Consider the following 17,573-nt stretch of genomic DNA (forward strand, 5'->3'; position numbering starts at 1 on the left):
GCGCGGAGCCGGCCGGGGAAGCCGTCGCGGCCCCAGCGGCCGAGCCCCTCCGCGCGCCCGTCCCGCCGCAGCCCAACGCCGACCGCGTCCCCGACCGCGTCCCCGACCCGGGCCCGCTGGGCCCCACGCCGGGCCCGACGCCCAAGCCGGACCCGCTGCCGCAGCCGGAGCCCGAGCCGACGCCGATGCCCCACCCCCAGCCGATCCCCGAGCCGGACCCGGTCCCCACGCCCCACCCCTCGCCGGCCCCCGAGCCCGAGCCGACACCCCGGCCCGTGCCGAAGCCCGAGCCCGCGCCGGGCCCGAACCCGGAGCCGGCGCCCGCGATGCCGCCGCGCGGTGCGGCCGTGAGCCTGGCGAAGGTGGAGGAGGCCGCGCCGGCGCTGGTCAGCCTCTACAAGGCGGCGGGCGTCACGCTGGAGAAGCACGGACTCGTCGGCCAGCGGGCCGCCGTGTACCTGGTGCTCGACCGGTCCGGCTCCATGCGCCCGTACTACAAGGACGGCACGGTCCAGAACCTCGCCGAGCAGGCCCTGGGCCTCTCCGCGAACCTCGACGACGACGGCACCGTCCCCGTCCTCTTCTTCTCGACGGACGTCGACGGCGCCGCCGATCTGGACATCACCAACTACGCGGGTCGTGTCCAGGAGTTGCACGAGGGCCTCGGCCACATGGGCCGGACGAACTACCACTGGGCCATCCAGGCCGTCGTCGAGCACTACAAGAACTCGGGCGCCACCGACCCCGCCTTCGTCATCTTCCAGACCGACGGCGCCCCCACCAGCAAGCCCGCCGCCGAGCGCGCCCTGTGCGAGGCGGCGGAGCTGCCGATCTTCTGGCAGTTCGTCGGCTTCGGCGACCCGGACGGCAAGGGCTTCGACTTCCTGCGCAAGCTCGACGACCTCGCGGTCCCGGAGAAGCGCGTCATCGACAACGCGGGCTTCTTCCACGCGGGCCGCGAACCGAAGTCCCTGACGGACTCCCGCCTGTACGAAGAGCTGATGGTGGAGTTCCCGGAGTGGCTGGCGGAGGCCCGCACGAAGGGGATCGTGGGCTAGCCGACGGATCCGTTCACGGAGGCCGCTTCCCCAGGTTCGGGGGAGCGGCCTTTTTGCCGCCCGGGGGGCCGGATCCGAGGCGCCGGAGCCCGGCTCCGGCCCCGCACGCTGCCCGAACGCCTCAGCGCGCCCCCTCGCGATGGTGACAGCGACCGAACAACTGACTACTCTAGGTAGTCGTGGCATCACGCTACGAATCGGGGGATCGTATGGCTATATCCGGTGCGGATTTCTCGCGTCGCCCCGACAGCCAGGTCGACGCCGTCTACTTCCTCTGAGCCATCTGGAGGGGGAGGGGAACCCGGGTGGCGGGAGCGGCGGGAGGGCACCTCCCGTCACCCGGGTCGGCGGGGCTTACGCCCAGAGGCCGAGCAGGAAGGGATACGCGTCGAGGATCTTCGCCGGGCCGTGGACGACCTCCCGGAGGGTGAAGACGATGTAGTGGTCGCCCTTGGTGGCGAAGTAGTGCATCTCGTCGCCGACGGCGGCCGAGGCGATCGCGTCGGGGGCCTGGCGGAACTCCTTCGGCACATGGGCCAGGGCGACCTCGCGCACCTCGCGCTCCGCCTTCGGTCCGGGGGCGTCGATGGTCACGGTGCCCTTCTCACCGAACACCAGGTAATACGAACCGTCCGGCGCCGCGGACACCGCCTTCAGCGGCCGGCCGGCCCGGCCGAGCTCCTCGGGCGGGAAGTACAGCCCGGACGGCACGTCGTCGCTGCCCTTCTCCGAGAACTCGACCGAGAGATCGCCCTTCACACCCAGATAGGGGTGCCTGTGCCCCTTGGGCGTCGTCGTGACGAAGTCGAAGCCCTCGTGGAACTCCTTGGGCAGCTGCGGGAAGCACTCACCGATCTTCCGCGGCCCCGCCTCGACCCGGCTCCGCTGCGAGAACCGGACCACCTCGTCACCCCGGAACCCGTCGAACCGTATGTACGGCGTCCGGTCGACACCCGGCACCCACTTCGACACCGTGCCGAACACCCCGCCGGTCGCCTCCAGAGACGCCTTGAAGACACTGGTGACGGCCGTGATGATGCCACCGGAGCTCGGCTCGACGACCAGCCCGGCCAGCGCGTCGAACGCCTTCGCCCCGCCGTGGGGCCCGACCGGCTCGAAATACCACCGCTGCGCGGCGCCGGCGGCGTCCGCGTGCCCCTGCCACTGATCGACGGCCGAGCCCCGGGCGGAGACGTCGCCGCGCGCGTTGAGCAGCAGCCCGCTGTGGAGGTTGATGACGGGCGAACCCCGGTCGTCGTCGTTCGTGATCCGCCAGGTCTGGCTCTTGTACGCGGGATTGCTCTCCTCCAGGTGCTCCTGGACCATCGGCACGCCCGGCTCCTTGCCGTACCGCCGGACCTGGAGGTAGCGGCCGCTGTGCTGGTTCTGGATCCGGTAGGTGTCCGCGCCGCCCTGCCCCGGCTCCAGGCGCCACGCCTGACTCGCGCGCCGCGGCCAGTCCAGCAGCCTCTCCTGGACAATGTCCGCGGGTACGTCCTTACTGGCACCCTTCACCGTCAGATACAGGCCGGTCTTCGCGTTCCTGAACAGGTACGTGGTCTTGGCGTTGACGCTCATGGACCTCTCCTGGGCGTGGGACGGAATCACACCGACTGTTCCGGCGGCCCACAGTAGGAGGCCCGGGGAGGCGGAGCGAGCACGACGAGGCGAACTCGGCCAAGGGCACCGGCGCCGCTCGGCTTCGCCCCACAGCCACCGCCTGCCCCCTTGATTCACGCGTCACCCTGCGTACCCACACGATCACTGATCAGGCGGCGTTCCAGTGGGCATCGTAAGAGGGTGAGCAAAGAAAATCCCCCCGCGCTCCCCGCATCCGCACCGCCGGCTCCCGGCCCCGGTCCCGTCCCCGGTGCCGCCAGGTACGCCGTCGACACCCGCACGGGCCGGCTCGGTCAGGTCATGGACAGCCACGCGGGGCACCTACAGCTACGCCCTCCTCAAGGCGGGGTCGAGTGGGACTGCCCGCCCGAGTACGCCCGCCCCGCCTCCGAGACGGAAGCCCTCCGCGCCCGCGTGGCACGGCTGAACGCGGAGAGCAGGTGGGGGCTTTGACCGCGCGCACCGTGTTCCTGTTCGGCACCTGGACGCTGCAACCGGACGAGGAGCCGGACGCGGAGCCGATCACGTACACGATGCAGTGCGTAGTGTGCGAGGAGAGTTCGCAGGCCGTGGAGGACGTCGCGGACGCCCAGGGATGGACGTTCCGGCACGCGGGACGCAACCCGTCCCACCACACCTACCGGGAAGTGATCACCCGGCCCTGGCGGGCCTGGATGGCCGAGCCGCCGGCCGCCGCCACCTGACCGCTCCGCCACGGGTGTCCACGCGGCGCACGCCGAAATCGCCGCACGGGCACCCCCTGGTGCTCGGATACGCTAAAGGTCTCTGTACACCGCGACCAGGGAGCAGCCGGAAATGGCTCGACACCTCATCACCAGCGCCCTTCCGTATATCAACGGGATCAAGCACCTGGGCAACATGGTGGGGTCCATGCTCCCGGCGGATGTGTACGCCAGGTACCTCCGCCAGACCGGCCGCGAAACCCTTTACATCTGCGCCACCGACGAGCACGGCACGCCCGCCGAGCTGGGGGCCAAGGAGGCCGGCCTGCCGGTCGCGGAATTCTGCGCGCAGCAGCACGACGCGCAGAAGGCGGTCTACGACGGCTTCGGGCTCGCCTTCGACCACTTCGGCCGGAGTTCCTCGCCGGAGAACATCGAGATCACGCAGCATTTCGCGCGGAAGCTCAATGAGAACGGCTTCATCGAGGAGCGGGCGATCCGCCAGGTCTTCTCGATCACCGACGACCGCTTCCTGCCGGACCGGTACATCGTGGGCACGTGCCCCCACTGCGGCTACGACAAGGCGCGCGGCGACCAGTGCGAGAACTGCACCCGCGTGCTGGACCCGACCGACCTGATCGACGCCCGCTCGGCGATCAGCGGCAGCAGCGACCTGGAGGTCCGCGAGACCAAGCACCTCTTCCTCCTCCAGTCGAAGCTGGCGCACGAGGTCGAGGCGTGGGTCGACGAGCACGGCACCGACTGGCCCGTCCTGTCCTCCTCCATCGCCCGCAAGTGGCTGACCGAGGGCCTGCACGACCGGGCGATCACCCGTGACCTGGACTGGGGCGTGCCCGTCCCGGCGGACACGTGGCCGGAGCTGGCGGCCGAGGGCAAGGTCTTCTACGTCTGGTTCGACGCCCCGGTCGAATACCTGGGCGCCACGAAGGAATGGGCCGACCAGGACCCGGACCACCGCGACTGGAAGTCCTGGTGGTACGAGGCCACGGACGTCCGCTACACGCAGTTCATGGGCAAGGACAACGTCCCCTTCCACACCGTGATGTTCCCGGCCACCGAGCTGGGCACGCGCGAGCCGTGGAAGAAGGTCGACTACGTCAAGGCGTTCAACTGGCTGAACTACTACGGCGGCAAGTTCTCGACCTCGCAGAAGCGCGGCGTCTTCACCGGCGACGCCCTGGAGATCCTGCCCGCCGACTACTGGCGCTACTTCATGATGGCGAACGCCCCCGAGTCGGACGACACGTCCTTCACCTGGGAGCTGTTCTCGGCCACGGTCAACAAGGACCTCGCCGACGTCCTCGGCAACTTCGTCAACCGCGTGCTGTCGTTCTCCCGGAAGCGCTTCGGTGACGACGTCCCGGCGGGCAGCGAGGCCGGCGAGGCCGAGGCCGCCCTGGGCCGCGAGATCGCCGAGCTGCTCGCGGAGTACGAGTGCCAGATGGAGGCCCTGCAGTTCCGCAAGGCCGCGCAGGCCCTGCGCGCGCTGTGGAGCGCGGGCAACGCCTACCTGGAGACCAAGGCCCCCTGGCTGGAGATCAAGTCCGACCCGGACGCCGCGGCGCTGACGCTGCGTACGGCGATGAACCTGATCCACTTGTACGCGGTGGTCTCCGAGCCGTTCATCCCGGCGTCCGCCGCCGCGATGCGCGGCGCGTTCGAGCTGGCCGACGACAACGCCACCTGGGTCACCTCCGACGAGGCCAAGTCGCTGTCGTTCGTTCCGGCGGGCACGCCCTTCACCGTGCCGCCGGTGCTCTTCGCCAAGATCACGGAGGAGGACCTGGAGTCCTTCCGCGAGCGCTTCGGCGCGGGAGACGGCGACGCGTAACACTCTTCCGCGGCGACCCGCCGCGCATGCATGACGGGCCCGGGACCTCCACGAGGTTCCGGGCTGTCATTTATGTCCGTTGATCGATCGGCAATCGTTCGTTCAAGCCGGCCGCGCATGCTGATGTCGTTGATCCACGGGGGAAGACGGGGAAGACGAGGAAGCGGCAGTGTTCCAGAAACGCATCACCGTAAATGTCCACGCCACGGACGAGCTCAACCGCGCGCGGTTCGTACGCCAGCTGCGGGCCGCGATGCCCGAGGTCCGGGTCGTACGGGGGAACGGCGACGTCGACTGCCTGCTCATGGGGGCGGACGACACCGTGGCGGCGGGCGAACTGCGCCGGCTGACCAGGGACGGCGGGGCGCCGGTGGTGCTGATCGCGGACGAGCTGGGCGAGACGGAGCTGATGGCGGTGGCCGAGTACGGGGTGCGGTCGGTGCTGTGGCGGCGGCGGCTCACGCCCGGGCGGCTGGCCAGGGCGGTTCACGCGGCGGCCGGGTGCTGCCCGTTGGTGCCTCTGGTGACAGCGTTGATGTGAGTGCGGGCTGAGCGCCCGCGGCGCTGTCCTCAAACGCCGGACGAGCTTGATTATTGGGTTGCTCTTGAACCACTTCTTGAGCTCCCATGCAGGTAGTGAGAACGCGAGGGCCCGGAACCACATCGGCGGTTCCGGGCCCTCGCGCGCGTACTGCTGCCTGTACTACTGGCCGGGCTTGACCTGCGGCTTGCGCAGCGACAGGTGGAGCTCCTTCAGGCGGGACTCGTCGACCTCGCTCGGCGCGCCCATCAGGAGGTCCTGCGCGTTGCCGTTGAGCGGGAAGGCGATCGTCTCGCGGATGTTCGGCTCGTCGGCCAGCAGCATCACGATGCGGTCGACGCCCGGGGCGATGCCGCCGTGCGGCGGGGCGCCGAACTTGAACGCGCGGAGCATGCCGCCGAACTCGCGCTCGACCTCGTCCTTGCTGTAACCGGCGATCTCGAACGCCTTGTACATGACGTCGGGCTCGTGGTTCCGGATGGCGCCGGAGGACAGCTCGGTGCCGTTGCAGACGATGTCGTACTGCCAGGCCAGGATGTCCAGCGGGTCCATCGTCTCCAGGGCCTCGAGGCCGCCCTGGGGCATGGAGAACGGGTTGTGCGAGAACTCGATCTTCCCGGTCTCCTCGTCCTTCTCGAACATCGGGAAGTCGACGATCCAGCAGAACCGGAAGACGTTCTCCTCGAAGTGGCCGGCGCGCTTGGCGGCCTCGACGCGGACCGCGCCCATGATCTTGGAGACCTCGTCGAAGTCGCCGGCGCCGAAGAAGACGGCGTGGCCGGGGACCAGGCCGAGGGCCTCGGTCAGGGCCTTGACGTCCTCTTCCGAGAGGAACTTCGCGATCGGGCCGGCGAGCTCGCCGCCCTCGTTCACGCGGATCCAGGCCAGGCCCTTGGCGCCGTGCTCGACCGCGTACTCACCGAGGCCGTCGAAGAACTTGCGGGACTGACCGGCGGTGTCCGGCACGGCCAGCGCGCGGACGTGCTTGCCGGCGAACGCCTTGAAGCCGCTGTCGGCGAAGACCGCCGAGACGTCGACGAGCTCCAGCTTGGCCCGCAGGTCCGGCTTGTCGGAGCCGTACTTGAGCATGGCCTCGCGGAACGGGATCCGCGGGAAGGGGGAGGTGACGTGACGGCCGTTGCCGAACTCCTCGAAAAGGTCGGTCATGACCTTTTCGATGACCTGGAAGACGTCCTCCTGCTCGACGAACGACATCTCGACGTCGAGCTGGTAGAACTCGCCCGGCGAGCGGTCGGCGCGGGCGTCCTCGTCGCGGAAGCAGGGGGCGATCTGGAAGTAGCGGTCGAAGCCCGCGATCATCAGCAGCTGCTTGAACTGCTGCGGCGCCTGCGGCAGGGCGTAGAACTTGCCGGCGTGCAGACGGGACGGCACCAGGAAGTCGCGCGCGCCCTCGGGAGAGGTGGCGGACAGGATCGGGGTGGCCATCTCGTTGAAGCCGAGGGCGGTCATCTTCTCGCGGATGGCGCGGATGACGGCGGTGCGCAGCAGGATGTTGCGGTGCATGCGCTCGCGGCGCAGGTCGAGGAAGCGGTACTCCAGGCGCCGCTCCTCGTTGACACCGTCGTCGGTGTTGATGGTGAAGGGCAGCGGCTCGGCGGTGCCGAGCACCTCGACCTCGGTGACCTCGACCTCGATCTCGCCGGTGGGCAGCTCGGGGTTGACGTTGTCCGAGCCACGGCCCACGACCTTGCCGTCCACGCGGACGACGGTCTCCTTGGTCAGGTGGCTCAGCGCCTCGTTGGCGGGGGTGCCGGGGCGGGCGACGAGCTGGACCAGGCCGTGGTGGTCGCGGAGGTCGATGAAGAGGATGCCGCCCAGGTCGCGCCGATTGTGCAGCCAGCCACTCAGTCGCACGTCGGTGTCGACGTCAGCCGCACGGAGCTCGCCGCAGGTGTGGGACCGGTACCGATGCATCGTTCATCCAAGTCGTGGTCGAGGTGATCACCGAGGCCGTGGCCGGACCCGGTGATCGAGGCGGGGGCGCTGGGTCAGCGTCGCAACAGCGCGTGTGCAAGCCTACCTACTGCCACGGACGGCATCGGTGGTATCTAACGGTCATACCCGCATAAAGTGGGGCAATGCGCACCGAGGACGTATTGGCGGCCGTAGCGACCGGCCTGTGGCACTGGGACAACGCCTCGCGCATCGCCACCTTCGACGCCGAGGCCGCGCGGCTCCTGGGCCTGCCGGCGGAGCGCGTGGAGCTGACCGAGTCGGCCGCCCGCGCCCGGTTCCACGCCGTGGACTGGGTCGAGATCATGGGCATCATCAACCTGGCCGTCGCCGAGGGCACCCTCGCCGAGGCCCGGCTGCGGGTCATCGACGAGGCGGGCCGGGTGCTGCGGACCGTGCGCAGCCGCTCCAAGCCCCTGCGGGGCGCGACCGACTATCTGCTGGTGGGCACCGTCCAGGAGGTCCCGGAGGCCCAGCCCGGCACGTCCGCGGTCCGCGCGCAGGTCACGGGCGACTGGCGGCGCAACAGGGAGGCGTTCCTGCTGGACGCGGGACGCGCCCTCGCCGAGGCGCGCTCGACGGCCGAGGTGCTGCGGGTGGCGGCGGGCCTGTCGATGCCCGGCTTCGAGCCGTCCGGGCTGGCCGTCTTCAGCAGCGACGGCAACCGGGTGAAGGTCATCGGCCACCACGGCTACCGGCCGGGCGAGGCCGACCCCTTCCTCGACCTGCCGCTGGACTCCGCGTACCCGGCCGCGGAGGTCATCCGCACCGGCCGCGCGATCTACCTCCCCGACCCCGACGACTACCGGCGCCGCTTCCCGGACGCCTTCCGCGTCATCGAGCACTTCGCCCGGAAGTCGTGGGCCTTCCTGCCGCTGATCAACGCCGGCCAGACCATCGGCGCGTGGATGGCCGGCTTCGGCGTGCCCGTCACCTTCTCGCCCGACGAGCGCTCGGTGCTGACCACGGTGGCCCGGATGCTCGCCCAGGCGCTGAGCCGGGCCAGCGTGCACGAGACCGAGCGCGAGCTGTCCATGGGCCTCCAGCGCTCGATGATGCCGACGGTCCAGCCGGACATCCACGGGATGTCGGTGGCCGCGCGCTACGTACCGACCGGCGGCGGGCTCCAGGTCGGCGGCGACTGGTACGACATGATCCCGCTGCCGTCGGGGAAGATCGCCCTGGTCATCGGCGACGTCCAGGGCCATGACGTACGGGCGGCCGGGCTGATGGGCCAGCTGCGGATCGCACTGCGCGCGTACGCCTCGGAGGGGCACCACCCGGACGCGGTCCTCTCCCGGGCCTCACGGTTCCTGGCCGGCATCACCGGCACCGGCGTCAACGGCGCCACCGACGCGGACGACACCGATACGGATCCGCGCTTCGCGACCTGCCTGTACATCGAGGTCTGCCCCTCCAGCGGCGTCCTGGTCATCGCCCGCGCGGGCCACCCCGACCCGGCGATCCGGCTCAGCGACGGCACGCTGCTCGTCCGGACGACGGCGGGCGGTCTGCCGCTGGGCATCGACCCGGACACGGACTACCCCACCACCCGGCTGGTCCTGGAGCCCGGCGAGACGATGCTCGTCTGCACGGACGGGCTGATCGAGACCGGCGGCCACGACCTGGAGACCGGCTGGAACCGGCTGCGCGAGGTCATCGAGGGCTACCCGCTGGACCCGGACGGCGGAAACCTGGAGAAGCTCGCCGACGCGCTCGTCCAGGCCGTGCACGGCCCGCCGTCGCACTACACCACGGGCCCGCTGGTCGACCGGCGCGAGGACGACATCGCGCTGCTGATGCTCTGCCGCCAGGTCTCCGCCGCGACGGCCGTGGGCTCCCTGGAGGCACCCGCGCGGCCCACCCGGCGCACGGCCCTGACCATCGCCCAGGCCGAACCGGAACGCCTCGCGGAGGCCCGGCAGCAGGTGCGCGACCTCATGTACGACTGGCCGGACGAGGACCAGCTGGACTCGGCGGTCCTGATGGTCTCCGAGATGGTCACGAACGTGCTCGTGCACACGGACGGGGACGCGCTGCTGATCGCGGAGATATCGGGCCCGGCGGGCGAGCGGCGCGTACGCGTCGACGTCGCCGACAGCAGCGACGAACTGCCCCACCGGCGGCACCCCGGGGAAATGGCCTCGTCGGGCCGCGGCCTGGTCCTGATGGAACTCCTCGCGAGCACGTGGGGGGTGGACCCGCAGGGGGAGGGGAAGAACATCTGGTTCGAGCTGTACGAGGCCGACGGCTCCGCGCCGCTGACGGTCACGGAGCCGGCCTGACCGTCCTCAGGGCAGGATGTGGCGGCCAAGGCGTCGCCTGTGCCGGGAGCGGCCGCGGTGGCGGCATGACGTACCCACTCCGCTGCGACCTTGACCAGGGCGGCTCCGGTCAGGCCCCCGCCGCCGGGATCGTGCCCAACCGCCCCGCCTTGAAGTCATCGAGCGCCTGAGCCAACTCGGCTCGGGTGTTCATGACGAAGGGCCCGTAGTGCATCACCGGTTCCCGGATCGGCAGCCCGCCGAGGAGCACCACCTCGAAGTTCTCGGTGCGCGACTCCTGGCTTTCGGCGGCGCGGATCACCACGGAATCGCCGCGTCCGAAGACGACCGTCTGCCCCATCCGGAAGGGGCGCCCCTCAGCCCCCGCGAAACCATGCCCGGCGAGCCCGTACGCCAGGGCGTTGAAGTCGGGCCGCCAGGGCAGCGTCACTTCCGCGCCCGGGCTCACGGACGCGTGGATCATCGTGATCGGGGTGTGGGTCGCGCCCGGTCCGACGTGGTCGGCGACGTCACCGGCGATCAGCCGGATCAGGGCGCCGCCGTCCTCCGATGCCAGCAGCCTGACGTTGCTTCCCCGGATGTCCTGGTACTTCGGGGAGATCATCTTGTCCTGGCTCGGCAGGTTCACCCACAGCTGCAGGCCATGGAAGAGCCCGCCGCTGATCACTAGGTCCTCCGGCGGCGTCTCGATGTGCAGCAGGCCGGAGCCCGCGGTCATCCACTGAGTGTCGCCGTCCGTGATGACGCCGCCGCCGCCGTGCGAGTCCTGGTGCACGAACGTGCCGTCGATGATGTAGGTCACCGTCTCGAAGCCGCGGTGCGGGTGCCACGGCGTCCCGCGCGGTTCCCCGGCCGCGTAGTCCACCTCACCCATCTGGTCCATCATGATGAACGGATCAAGGTGGCGGTGGTCGATTCCGGCGAAGGCCCGGCGCACCGGGAACCCCTCCCCCTCGAAGCCGCTGGGGGCGGTGGACACCGCCTGCACGGGGCGAGGCGTGGCCCCGGAGGGGGCCAGGACGCGCGGCAGGCTCAGTGGGTTTTCAACGGTGACAGCCGGCATGACGACCTCCTGGGTGTTGTCTGCCTTCAAGTTAGTTGAAGGGTGAACAACCTGCAAGGTCCCCCGCATTCCCGCCGCGCGTCGACCAGGGACACTGGATCAATGCGTCCGAAAGTCAGCGGCCCCGCTCCCGTCGCGCTCGCCGCCCTGATCGCGGCAGTCCTGGCCCTGGCCGGCCTGGGCCTCCTCGTGGCCAAGCGCGGCGCGGCGACGGACGCGCCCCTCGCGGACGGCGACGCCACCGGGCACTTCGCACAGCCGAAGGCCCTGGGCGACGAGGCGGCGCGGGCGATGGCCGCCGTGGTGCGCACGGGCACGGCCCGGGTACCCGGGGCTCCCGTCACCCACGCGTCGGGGACCGCGCCCCTGCCGGTCTCGGATCCGCTGGAGGCGACCGGGGCCGAGCCGTCACCGGCGGTCGGGCCGCTGTTCTACACGGGCCAGGGCAACACGCCGGGCCACGGCTGCACGGCGAGCGTCGTGCACAGCGCGAAGGGCGACCTGGTCGTCACGGCGGCGCACTGCGTCCACCAGGACGGCTTCCGCACGGACATCGCGTTCGCCCCGGGCTACCGGGACGGCGTCGCGCCGTACGGGGTGTGGGTGCCCACCAGCGTGGACGTCGCTCCCGAGTGGGTGACGAACCGGGACCCGGATCACGACGTGGCCTTCCTGCGGGTCCGCAGAGCGGGCGACAGCACACCGGTCGAGCGGGTCACGGGCGCGGAGCGGATCCGCTTCCCCTCCGCCACGGGCCGCACGGCACGTGTGATCGGCTACCCGGTCGGCAGCGAGGGGCCGGTGGCCTGCCAGAACAAAACCGAGACCTTGAGCCCCACCCAGCTCCGCTTCCCCTGCCGCGGCCTGCCGAACGGCACGAGCGGCGCGCCCTTCCTCACCGACATCGACCCGGCGACGGGCCTCGGCACGATCAACGGCGTCCTGGGCGGTTACGAGGAGGGCGGCGACGAGGAGACGTCGTACAGCCCGTACCTCGGCGAGGCGGCGGCGAAGCTGTACCGCCGTGCGGCGGGCTGAGTCTTGCCGCCTGCGGCGGCGGGCGCCCTGCGGGCGCGTCCTCAATCTCCCCCAGCTACCGCTGGGAGGTGCCCCCAGACGGGCTTGATTGCGGCTGAGCTCAGCCGCAATCAAGCCCGTCCGGCGATTGAGGACACCACCGCGCAGCGGTGGTGCGCACGACACGGCCCGCAGCCGCCCGCTCACATGACCCCCCGGACACGGCCCGGCCGCCTGCGCGGCAATGGCGTCTAGCCATACATCCGCCGCATCGCGAAGTCGACCATCTGCTCCACCGCCTTCGCGTCGAAGACCATGCGGTGGTCGCCCTCCATGTCCAGGACGAAGCCGTAGCCCGTCGGCAGGAGGTCTATGACCTCCGCGCCCGTGATCACGAAGTACTTGGACTCCTTGCCCGCGTACCGCCGCAGTTCCTTCAGCGACGTGAACATCGGGATGACCGGGTGCTGGGTGTTGTGGAGCGCGAGGAAGCCGGGGTTGTCGCCGCGCGGGCAGTAGACCTTCGAGGTCGAGAAGATCACCTGGAAGTCCTCGGCGGACATCGAGCCCGTCGTGAAGGCCCGTACCGCGTCGGCGAGCGACGGCGGGGACGGCTCGGGGTAGAGCGGCTGCTCGCCGTAGCCACCGGGCTGCTGCGGCGGCGCGTAACCCTGCGTGCCCGCGTTCTGGTCGTAGCCGTACATGGCCCAAAGAGTAACGAGTCACAGTCGGGCGATCAGGGGTTGCGTCTTATTACTCACCGGTAGCATCATGGAAACTACTGCCCGGTACGTATTTTGAGGGTCTACCTCCCAGCCTTACGGAGCCGTTGTCATGGGCCACTACAAGTCGAATCTCCGCGACATCGAGTTCAACCTCTTCGAGGTTCTCGGCCGCGACAAGCTGTACGGCACCGGCCCGTTCGCGGAGATGGACATCGAGACCGCCAAGGACATCCTGACGGAGATCACGCGCCTCTCGGAGAACGAGCTGGCCGAGTCCTTCGCCGATGCCGACCGGAACCCGCCGGTGTTCGACCCGGAGACCAACACCGCGCCCGTCCCGGACACCTTCAAGAAGAGCTACCAGGCGTACATGGACGCCGAGTGGTGGCGTCTGGGCATCCCGGAGGAGATCGGCGGCACCACCGCGCCGCGCTCCCTGCTCTGGGGCTTCGCCGAGACGATCCTGGGCGCCAACCCGGCGGTGTGGATGTACTCCTCCGGCCCGGCCTTCGCGGGCGTGCTGTTCGAGGAGGGCACCGAGCAGCAGAAGCACATCGCGAAGATCGCCGTGGAGAAGCAGTGGGGCTCCACCATGGTGCTGACCGAGCCGGACGCCGGTTCGGACGTCGGCGCCGGCCGCACCAAGGCGGTCAAGCAGGAGGACGGCTCCTGGCACATCGAGGGCGTGAAGCGGTTCATCACCTCCGGTGAGCACGACATGTCCGACAACATCCTTCACTACGTGCTCGCCCGCCCCGAGGGCCACGGCCCGGGCACCAAGGGCCTGTCGCTCTTCCTCGTCCCGAAGTACGAGTTCGACTTCGAGACCGGCGAGCTGGGCGAGCGCAACGGCGTCTACGCCACCAACGTCGAGCACAAGATGGGCCTCAAGGCGTCCAACACGTGCGAGATGACCTTCGGCGACAAGCACCCCGCCAAGGGCTGGCTCATCGGCGAGAAGCACGACGGCATCCGCCAGATGTTCATGATCATCGAGTTCGCGCGGATGATGGTCGGCACGAAGGCCATCGCCACCCTCTCCACCGGCTACCTCAACGCGCTGGAGTACGCCAAGGAGCGCGTGCAGGGCCCGGACCTGGCGAACTTCATGGACAAGACCGCGCCCAAGGTCACCATCACGCACCACCCCGACGTCCGCCGCTCGCTGATGACGCAGAAGGCGTACGCCGAGGGCATGCGCGCCCTCGTCCTGCACACCGCCGCCGTCCAGGACGACATCCTGGTCAAGGAGCACGCGGGCGAGGACACCAAGGCGCTGCACGGCCTCAACGACCTGCTGCTGCCGATCGTCAAGGGCTACGGCTCGGAGAAGTCCTACGAGCAGCTGGCGCAGTCGCTCCAGACGTTCGGCGGCTCCGGGTACCTCCAGGAGTACCCGATCGAGCAGTACATCCGTGACGCCAAGATCGACACGCTGTACGAGGGCACGACGGCCATCCAGGGCCAGGACTTCTTCTTCCGGAAGATCGTCCGCGACCAGGGCCAGTCGCTGAACACCCTGGCCGAGGAGATCAAGAAGTTCCTCGCCTCCGAGGCCGGCGGCGAGGACCTGGCCGCCGCCCGCGGCGCGCTGGCCAAGGCCGCCGTGGACCTGGAGGCGATCGTCGGCAAGATGATCGCTGACCTCACCGCCACCGGCGAGGACGTCAAGAACATCTACAAGGTCGGCCTGAACACCACCCGCCTGCTGATGGTCTCCGGCGACGTCGTCGTCGGCTACCTGCTCCTCAGGGGCGCCGCCGTGGCCGCCGAGAAGCTGGCCGGCGCCTCCTCGAAGGACAAGCCCTTCTACGAGGGCAAGATCGCGGCGGCGAAGTTCTTCGCCCACAACATCCTGCCGGGCGTCTCCGTCGAGCGCGGCCTCGCCGAGGCCGTCGACAACTCCCTCATGGAGCTGGACGAGTCGGTCTTCTAGGACCGTCCCGGCACGGCCCGGGAACAGCCGGCCGGCAGCCGGCACATGACAGGAACACGGGTCCGCTTCTCCCCTCCGGGGGCGGCGGGCCCGTTGTCCTTATCCTGAGGCCATGAGCCCTGCGCACCGCTTCGACCGCGGCCACACCGACGACCTGATGACCTTCCTCGCCGCCAGCCCCTCCCCGTACCACGCGGTGGCCAACACCGCGGCGCGGCTGGAGAAAGCGGGCTTCCGGCAGATCGCGGAGACCGACGCCTGGGACGCCTCGACCGGCGGGAAGTTCGTGACCCGCGGGGGCGCGATCATCGCCTGGTACGTGCCGGAGGGCGCGACCGCGGCGACCCCGTACCGCATCATCGGCGCGCACACCGACTCCCCCAACCTGCGGGTCAAGCCGCTGCCCGACACGGGCGCACACGGCTGGCGGCAGGTCGCCGTCGAGCTCTACGGCGGCACGCTGCTCAACACCTGGCTCGATCGCGACCTCGGCCTCTCCGGCCGGCTCACGCTGCGCGACGGCACCCACCGGCTCGTCAACGTGGACCGCCCGCTGCTGCGCGTGCCGCAGCTCGCGATCCACCTCGACCGCGGTGTCAACGAGGGACTCAAGCTCGACAAGCAGCGGCACATGACCCCCATCTGGGGCATCGGACGGCCGGTCGAGGGCGACCTCATCCGGTTCGTGGCCGAGGAGGCGGGCGTGGCCGCCGAGGACGTCAAGGGCTGGGACCTGATGGTCCACAGCGTCGAGGCGCCCGCCTATCTGGGCCGCGACGGCGAGCTGCTGGCCGCGCCCCGGCTGGACAACCTGATGTCCGTGCACGCGGGCGTGGCCGCACTGACGGCGGCCGTGGCCGGCGGCGAGGAGCTGTCGTACATCCCGGTGCTCGCCGCCTTCGACCACGAGGAGAACGGCAGCCAGTCCGACACCGGCGCCCAGGGCCCGATGCTCGGCAATGTGCTGGAACGGTCCGTCTTCGCCCGTGGCGGTACGTACGAGGAGCGGGCCCGCGCCTTCGCCGGCACCGTCTGTCTCTCCTCCGACATGGGTCACGCGGTGCACCCCAACTACGCCGACCACCACGACCCGGACCACCACCCGCTGCCCAACGGCGGCCCCATCCTCAAGCTCAACGTCAACATGCGGTACGCCACGGACGGCCACGGCCGCGCCATCTTCGCCGCGGCCTGCGAGCGGGCGGGCGTGCCCTGGCAGCACTTCGTCTCGCACAACGCGATGCCCTGCGGCACCACCATCGGGCCCATCACCGCGGCCCGGCACGGCATCACCACCATCGACATCGGCCTCGCGTGCCTGTCGATGCACTCCGCGCGCGAGCTGTGCGGCGCGGACGACCCGTACCTGCTGGCGGCGGCGCTGACCGCCTTCCTGGAGGGGTGATTTGCGGTTCTCCCTGCTGGGCCCGGTCACTGCCGCCACCGCCGCCGGTGAGGTTCCGCTGGGCCCCGCCAAACGGCGCAGCGTGCTCGCCATGCTGCTGTTGCGGCCCAACACGGCGGTGGCCCTGGAACAGTTGATCGGCTCGCTCTGGGAGGACGAACCGCCCGCCCACGCCCGTACGGTCGTGCAGGGCCACGTCTCGCGGCTGCGCGCGGTGCTGGCGGAGGCGGGTGCCGAGGCGCACGGGGTGTCGCTGGCCACGCACGGCTCCGCGTATCTGCTGCGGCTGCCGGAGGAGCTGGTCGACACGGTGCGCTTCGGTGAGCTGGTCGGGCGCGCCCGGCCCGGGGAGGAGCCGGAGCGGGCGGTGGAGCTGCTGCGGGAGGCGCTGGGGCTGTGGCACGGGCCGGCGCTGTCGGGCACGGTGTCCACGCCGCCGTTCGCCGCGGCCGCGCACGCCCTGGAGGAACGGCGGCTGACCGCCGTGGAGTCGCTGGCCCGGGCGCACGGCGCGCTGGGCGACCACGACCGCGCGGCGGCGGTCCTGCAGGCAGAGGCCGTCCGGCACCCGCTGCGGGAGTCGCTCGTCGCCGCGCTGATGCCGGCGCTCTACCGGGCGGGCCGGCAGTCGGAGGCGATCGAGTGGTTCCACCGCACGCGCCGGCTGCTGGCGGACGAGCTGGGCGTGGCGCCGGGAGAGGGGCTGCGGTCCGCGTACGACCGCATCCTGCGCTCGGGCGCGCGGGGCCGGCCGGTCGTACGGGCGGAGGAGCCGCCGTCGTGGCACGCGCCCCAGTCGCTGCCGCGGCGGCCCACCGGCTTCCTCGGCCGCGACCGGGAGCTGGACGGGCTCACGCGGCTGGTGGACGGGCCGGCGGCGGGCGGCGTCGTGGTGGTCACCGGGCCCGCGGGGGTCGGGAAGACGGCGTTCGCGGTGCACTGGGCGCACGGCCGGGACGACGCCTTTCCCGGCGGGCGGCTCTTCGCCGACCTGCGGGGGTTCAGCGGGGGCGAGGAGGCGGCGCCGGGCGAGGTGCTGCGGGAGTTCCTGCTCGCGCTCGGCACGCCGGCCGGGCGGATCCCGGACTCGCCGCAGGCCGCCTCCGCGCTGTACCGCTCGCTCACGGCGGGCCGCCGGCTGCTGGTCGTCCTCGACAACGCCCGCAGTTCGGCGCAGGTGCGGCCGCTGCTGCCGGCCGGCGGGGAGTGCGCGACGCTCGTGACCAGCCGCAGCCGCCTGGACGGTCTCGTCGCCACCGACTCGGCCCGGCCCGTGCGGCTGCGCTCCCTGGGCACCGACGACGGGGTCGCCCTGCTGGGGACCGTGCTCGGCCCCGAGCGGGTCCTGGAGGAGCCGGACGCCGCCGCCGAACTGGTCGCGCTCTGCGACGGCCTGCCGCTCGCGCTGCGGGTG

Annotated in this window: 13 protein-coding genes; 9 read left to right on the plus strand and 4 right to left on the minus strand. The window is 70.9% G+C overall.

From position 1 onward, the window contains the following. Nucleotides 1–1,058, plus strand: a 1,058-nt coding sequence (locus J7E86_RS12245) for a VWA domain-containing protein (RefSeq protein ID WP_251019037.1), incomplete at its 5' end; no start/stop codon positions are given. Nucleotides 1,059–1,412: 354 nt separating this feature from the next. Here J7E86_RS12245 and J7E86_RS12250 read toward each other — a convergent pair. Then, nucleotides 1,413–2,636: an RICIN domain-containing protein gene (locus tag J7E86_RS12250; RefSeq protein WP_215081635.1), complete on the minus strand. Its 1,224-nt coding sequence runs from the start codon at nt 2,634–2,636 to the stop codon at nt 1,413–1,415. A 482-nt stretch (nt 2,637–3,118) separates the two neighbouring features. Between J7E86_RS12250 and J7E86_RS12255 the strand changes: the two genes are divergently transcribed. The 3 genes from J7E86_RS12255 (at nt 3,119) to J7E86_RS12265 (ending at nt 5,754) form a co-directional block, all read left to right on the plus strand. Next, nucleotides 3,119–3,382 (plus strand): hypothetical protein, encoded by a 264-nt coding sequence (locus tag J7E86_RS12255; RefSeq protein WP_215081636.1) that lies wholly within the window; start codon nt 3,119–3,121, stop codon nt 3,380–3,382. A gap of 112 nt (nt 3,383–3,494) precedes the next feature. Next, nucleotides 3,495–5,213 carry a methionine--tRNA ligase gene (gene metG, locus J7E86_RS12260; RefSeq protein ID WP_215081637.1) on the plus strand — a complete coding sequence of 573 codons (1,719 nt, stop codon included), beginning with the start codon at nt 3,495–3,497 and terminating at the stop codon, nt 5,211–5,213. A gap of 169 nt (nt 5,214–5,382) precedes the next feature. After that, on the plus strand, nt 5,383–5,754 hold the full coding sequence (locus J7E86_RS12265) for a DNA-binding response regulator (protein WP_215081638.1): 372 nt from the start codon (nt 5,383–5,385) through the stop codon (nt 5,752–5,754). Between the two features lie 162 nt (nt 5,755–5,916). Here the strand turns inward: J7E86_RS12265 and aspS are convergent, their stop codons facing one another. Beyond that, on the minus strand, nt 5,917–7,689 hold the full coding sequence (gene aspS, locus J7E86_RS12270) for an aspartate--tRNA ligase (RefSeq protein ID WP_215081639.1): 1,773 nt from the start codon (nt 7,687–7,689) through the stop codon (nt 5,917–5,919). Between the two features lie 164 nt (nt 7,690–7,853). On the opposite strand from aspS, the gene J7E86_RS12275 reads away from it, so the two are divergent. Further along, entirely contained in the window at nt 7,854–10,013 is a 2,160-nt protein-coding gene (locus J7E86_RS12275) for a SpoIIE family protein phosphatase (protein ID WP_215081640.1), read from the plus strand. A 109-nt stretch (nt 10,014–10,122) separates the two neighbouring features. Here J7E86_RS12275 and J7E86_RS12280 read toward each other — a convergent pair whose 3' ends face one another. Beyond that, nucleotides 10,123–11,076 (minus strand): pirin family protein, encoded by a 954-nt coding sequence (locus J7E86_RS12280; protein ID WP_215081641.1) that lies wholly within the window; start codon nt 11,074–11,076, stop codon nt 10,123–10,125. 102 nt (nt 11,077–11,178) lie between these two features. On the opposite strand from J7E86_RS12280, the gene J7E86_RS12285 reads away from it, so the two are divergent. Next, on the plus strand, nt 11,179–12,114 hold the full coding sequence (locus J7E86_RS12285; RefSeq protein ID WP_215081642.1) for a serine protease: 936 nt from the start codon (nt 11,179–11,181) through the stop codon (nt 12,112–12,114). Between the two features lie 230 nt (nt 12,115–12,344). On the opposite strand, the gene J7E86_RS12290 is transcribed toward J7E86_RS12285, so the two are convergent. Further along, nucleotides 12,345–12,797, minus strand: a complete 453-nt coding sequence (locus J7E86_RS12290) for an SseB family protein (protein ID WP_215081643.1) — start codon at nt 12,795–12,797, stop codon at nt 12,345–12,347. 130 nt (nt 12,798–12,927) lie between these two features. On the opposite strand from J7E86_RS12290, the gene J7E86_RS12295 reads away from it, so the two are divergent. From J7E86_RS12295 to J7E86_RS12305, 3 genes are all read left to right on the plus strand, one after another. After that, complete coding sequence (locus J7E86_RS12295) at nt 12,928–14,754, plus strand: acyl-CoA dehydrogenase (RefSeq protein ID WP_215081644.1); 1,827 nt, start codon at nt 12,928–12,930, stop codon at nt 14,752–14,754. 112 nt (nt 14,755–14,866) lie between these two features. Beyond that, entirely contained in the window at nt 14,867–16,159 is a 1,293-nt protein-coding gene (locus J7E86_RS12300) for a M18 family aminopeptidase (protein ID WP_215081645.1), read from the plus strand. Nucleotide 16,160: 1 nt separating this feature from the next. Next, on the plus strand, nt 16,161–17,573 hold a 1,413-nt coding region (locus J7E86_RS12305), incomplete at its 3' end, for an AfsR/SARP family transcriptional regulator (RefSeq protein ID WP_215081646.1).

Source organism: Streptomyces sp. ISL-11, from assembly GCF_018614525.1.
Classification (GTDB): Bacteria; Actinomycetota; Actinomycetes; order Streptomycetales; family Streptomycetaceae; genus Streptomyces.

What these genes read in the sequence shown, in the direction of transcription:
- J7E86_RS12250 (WP_215081635.1), bottom strand. Translation starts at nt 2,636, where the DNA reads ATGAGCGTCAACGCCAAGACCACGTACCTGTTCAGGAACGCGAAGACC.
- metG (WP_215081637.1), top strand. Translation starts at nt 3,495, where the DNA reads ATGGCTCGACACCTCATCACCAGCGCCCTTCCGTATATCAACGGGATC.
- aspS (WP_215081639.1), bottom strand. Translation starts at nt 7,689, where the DNA reads ATGCATCGGTACCGGTCCCACACCTGCGGCGAGCTCCGTGCGGCTGAC.
- J7E86_RS12275 (WP_215081640.1), top strand. Translation starts at nt 7,854, where the DNA reads ATGCGCACCGAGGACGTATTGGCGGCCGTAGCGACCGGCCTGTGGCAC.
- J7E86_RS12280 (WP_215081641.1), bottom strand. Translation starts at nt 11,076, where the DNA reads ATGCCGGCTGTCACCGTTGAAAACCCACTGAGCCTGCCGCGCGTCCTG.
- J7E86_RS12285 (WP_215081642.1), top strand. Translation starts at nt 11,179, where the DNA reads ATGCGTCCGAAAGTCAGCGGCCCCGCTCCCGTCGCGCTCGCCGCCCTG.
- J7E86_RS12290 (WP_215081643.1), bottom strand. Translation starts at nt 12,797, where the DNA reads ATGTACGGCTACGACCAGAACGCGGGCACGCAGGGTTACGCGCCGCCG.
- J7E86_RS12295 (WP_215081644.1), top strand. Translation starts at nt 12,928, where the DNA reads ATGGGCCACTACAAGTCGAATCTCCGCGACATCGAGTTCAACCTCTTC.
- J7E86_RS12300 (WP_215081645.1), top strand. Translation starts at nt 14,867, where the DNA reads ATGAGCCCTGCGCACCGCTTCGACCGCGGCCACACCGACGACCTGATG.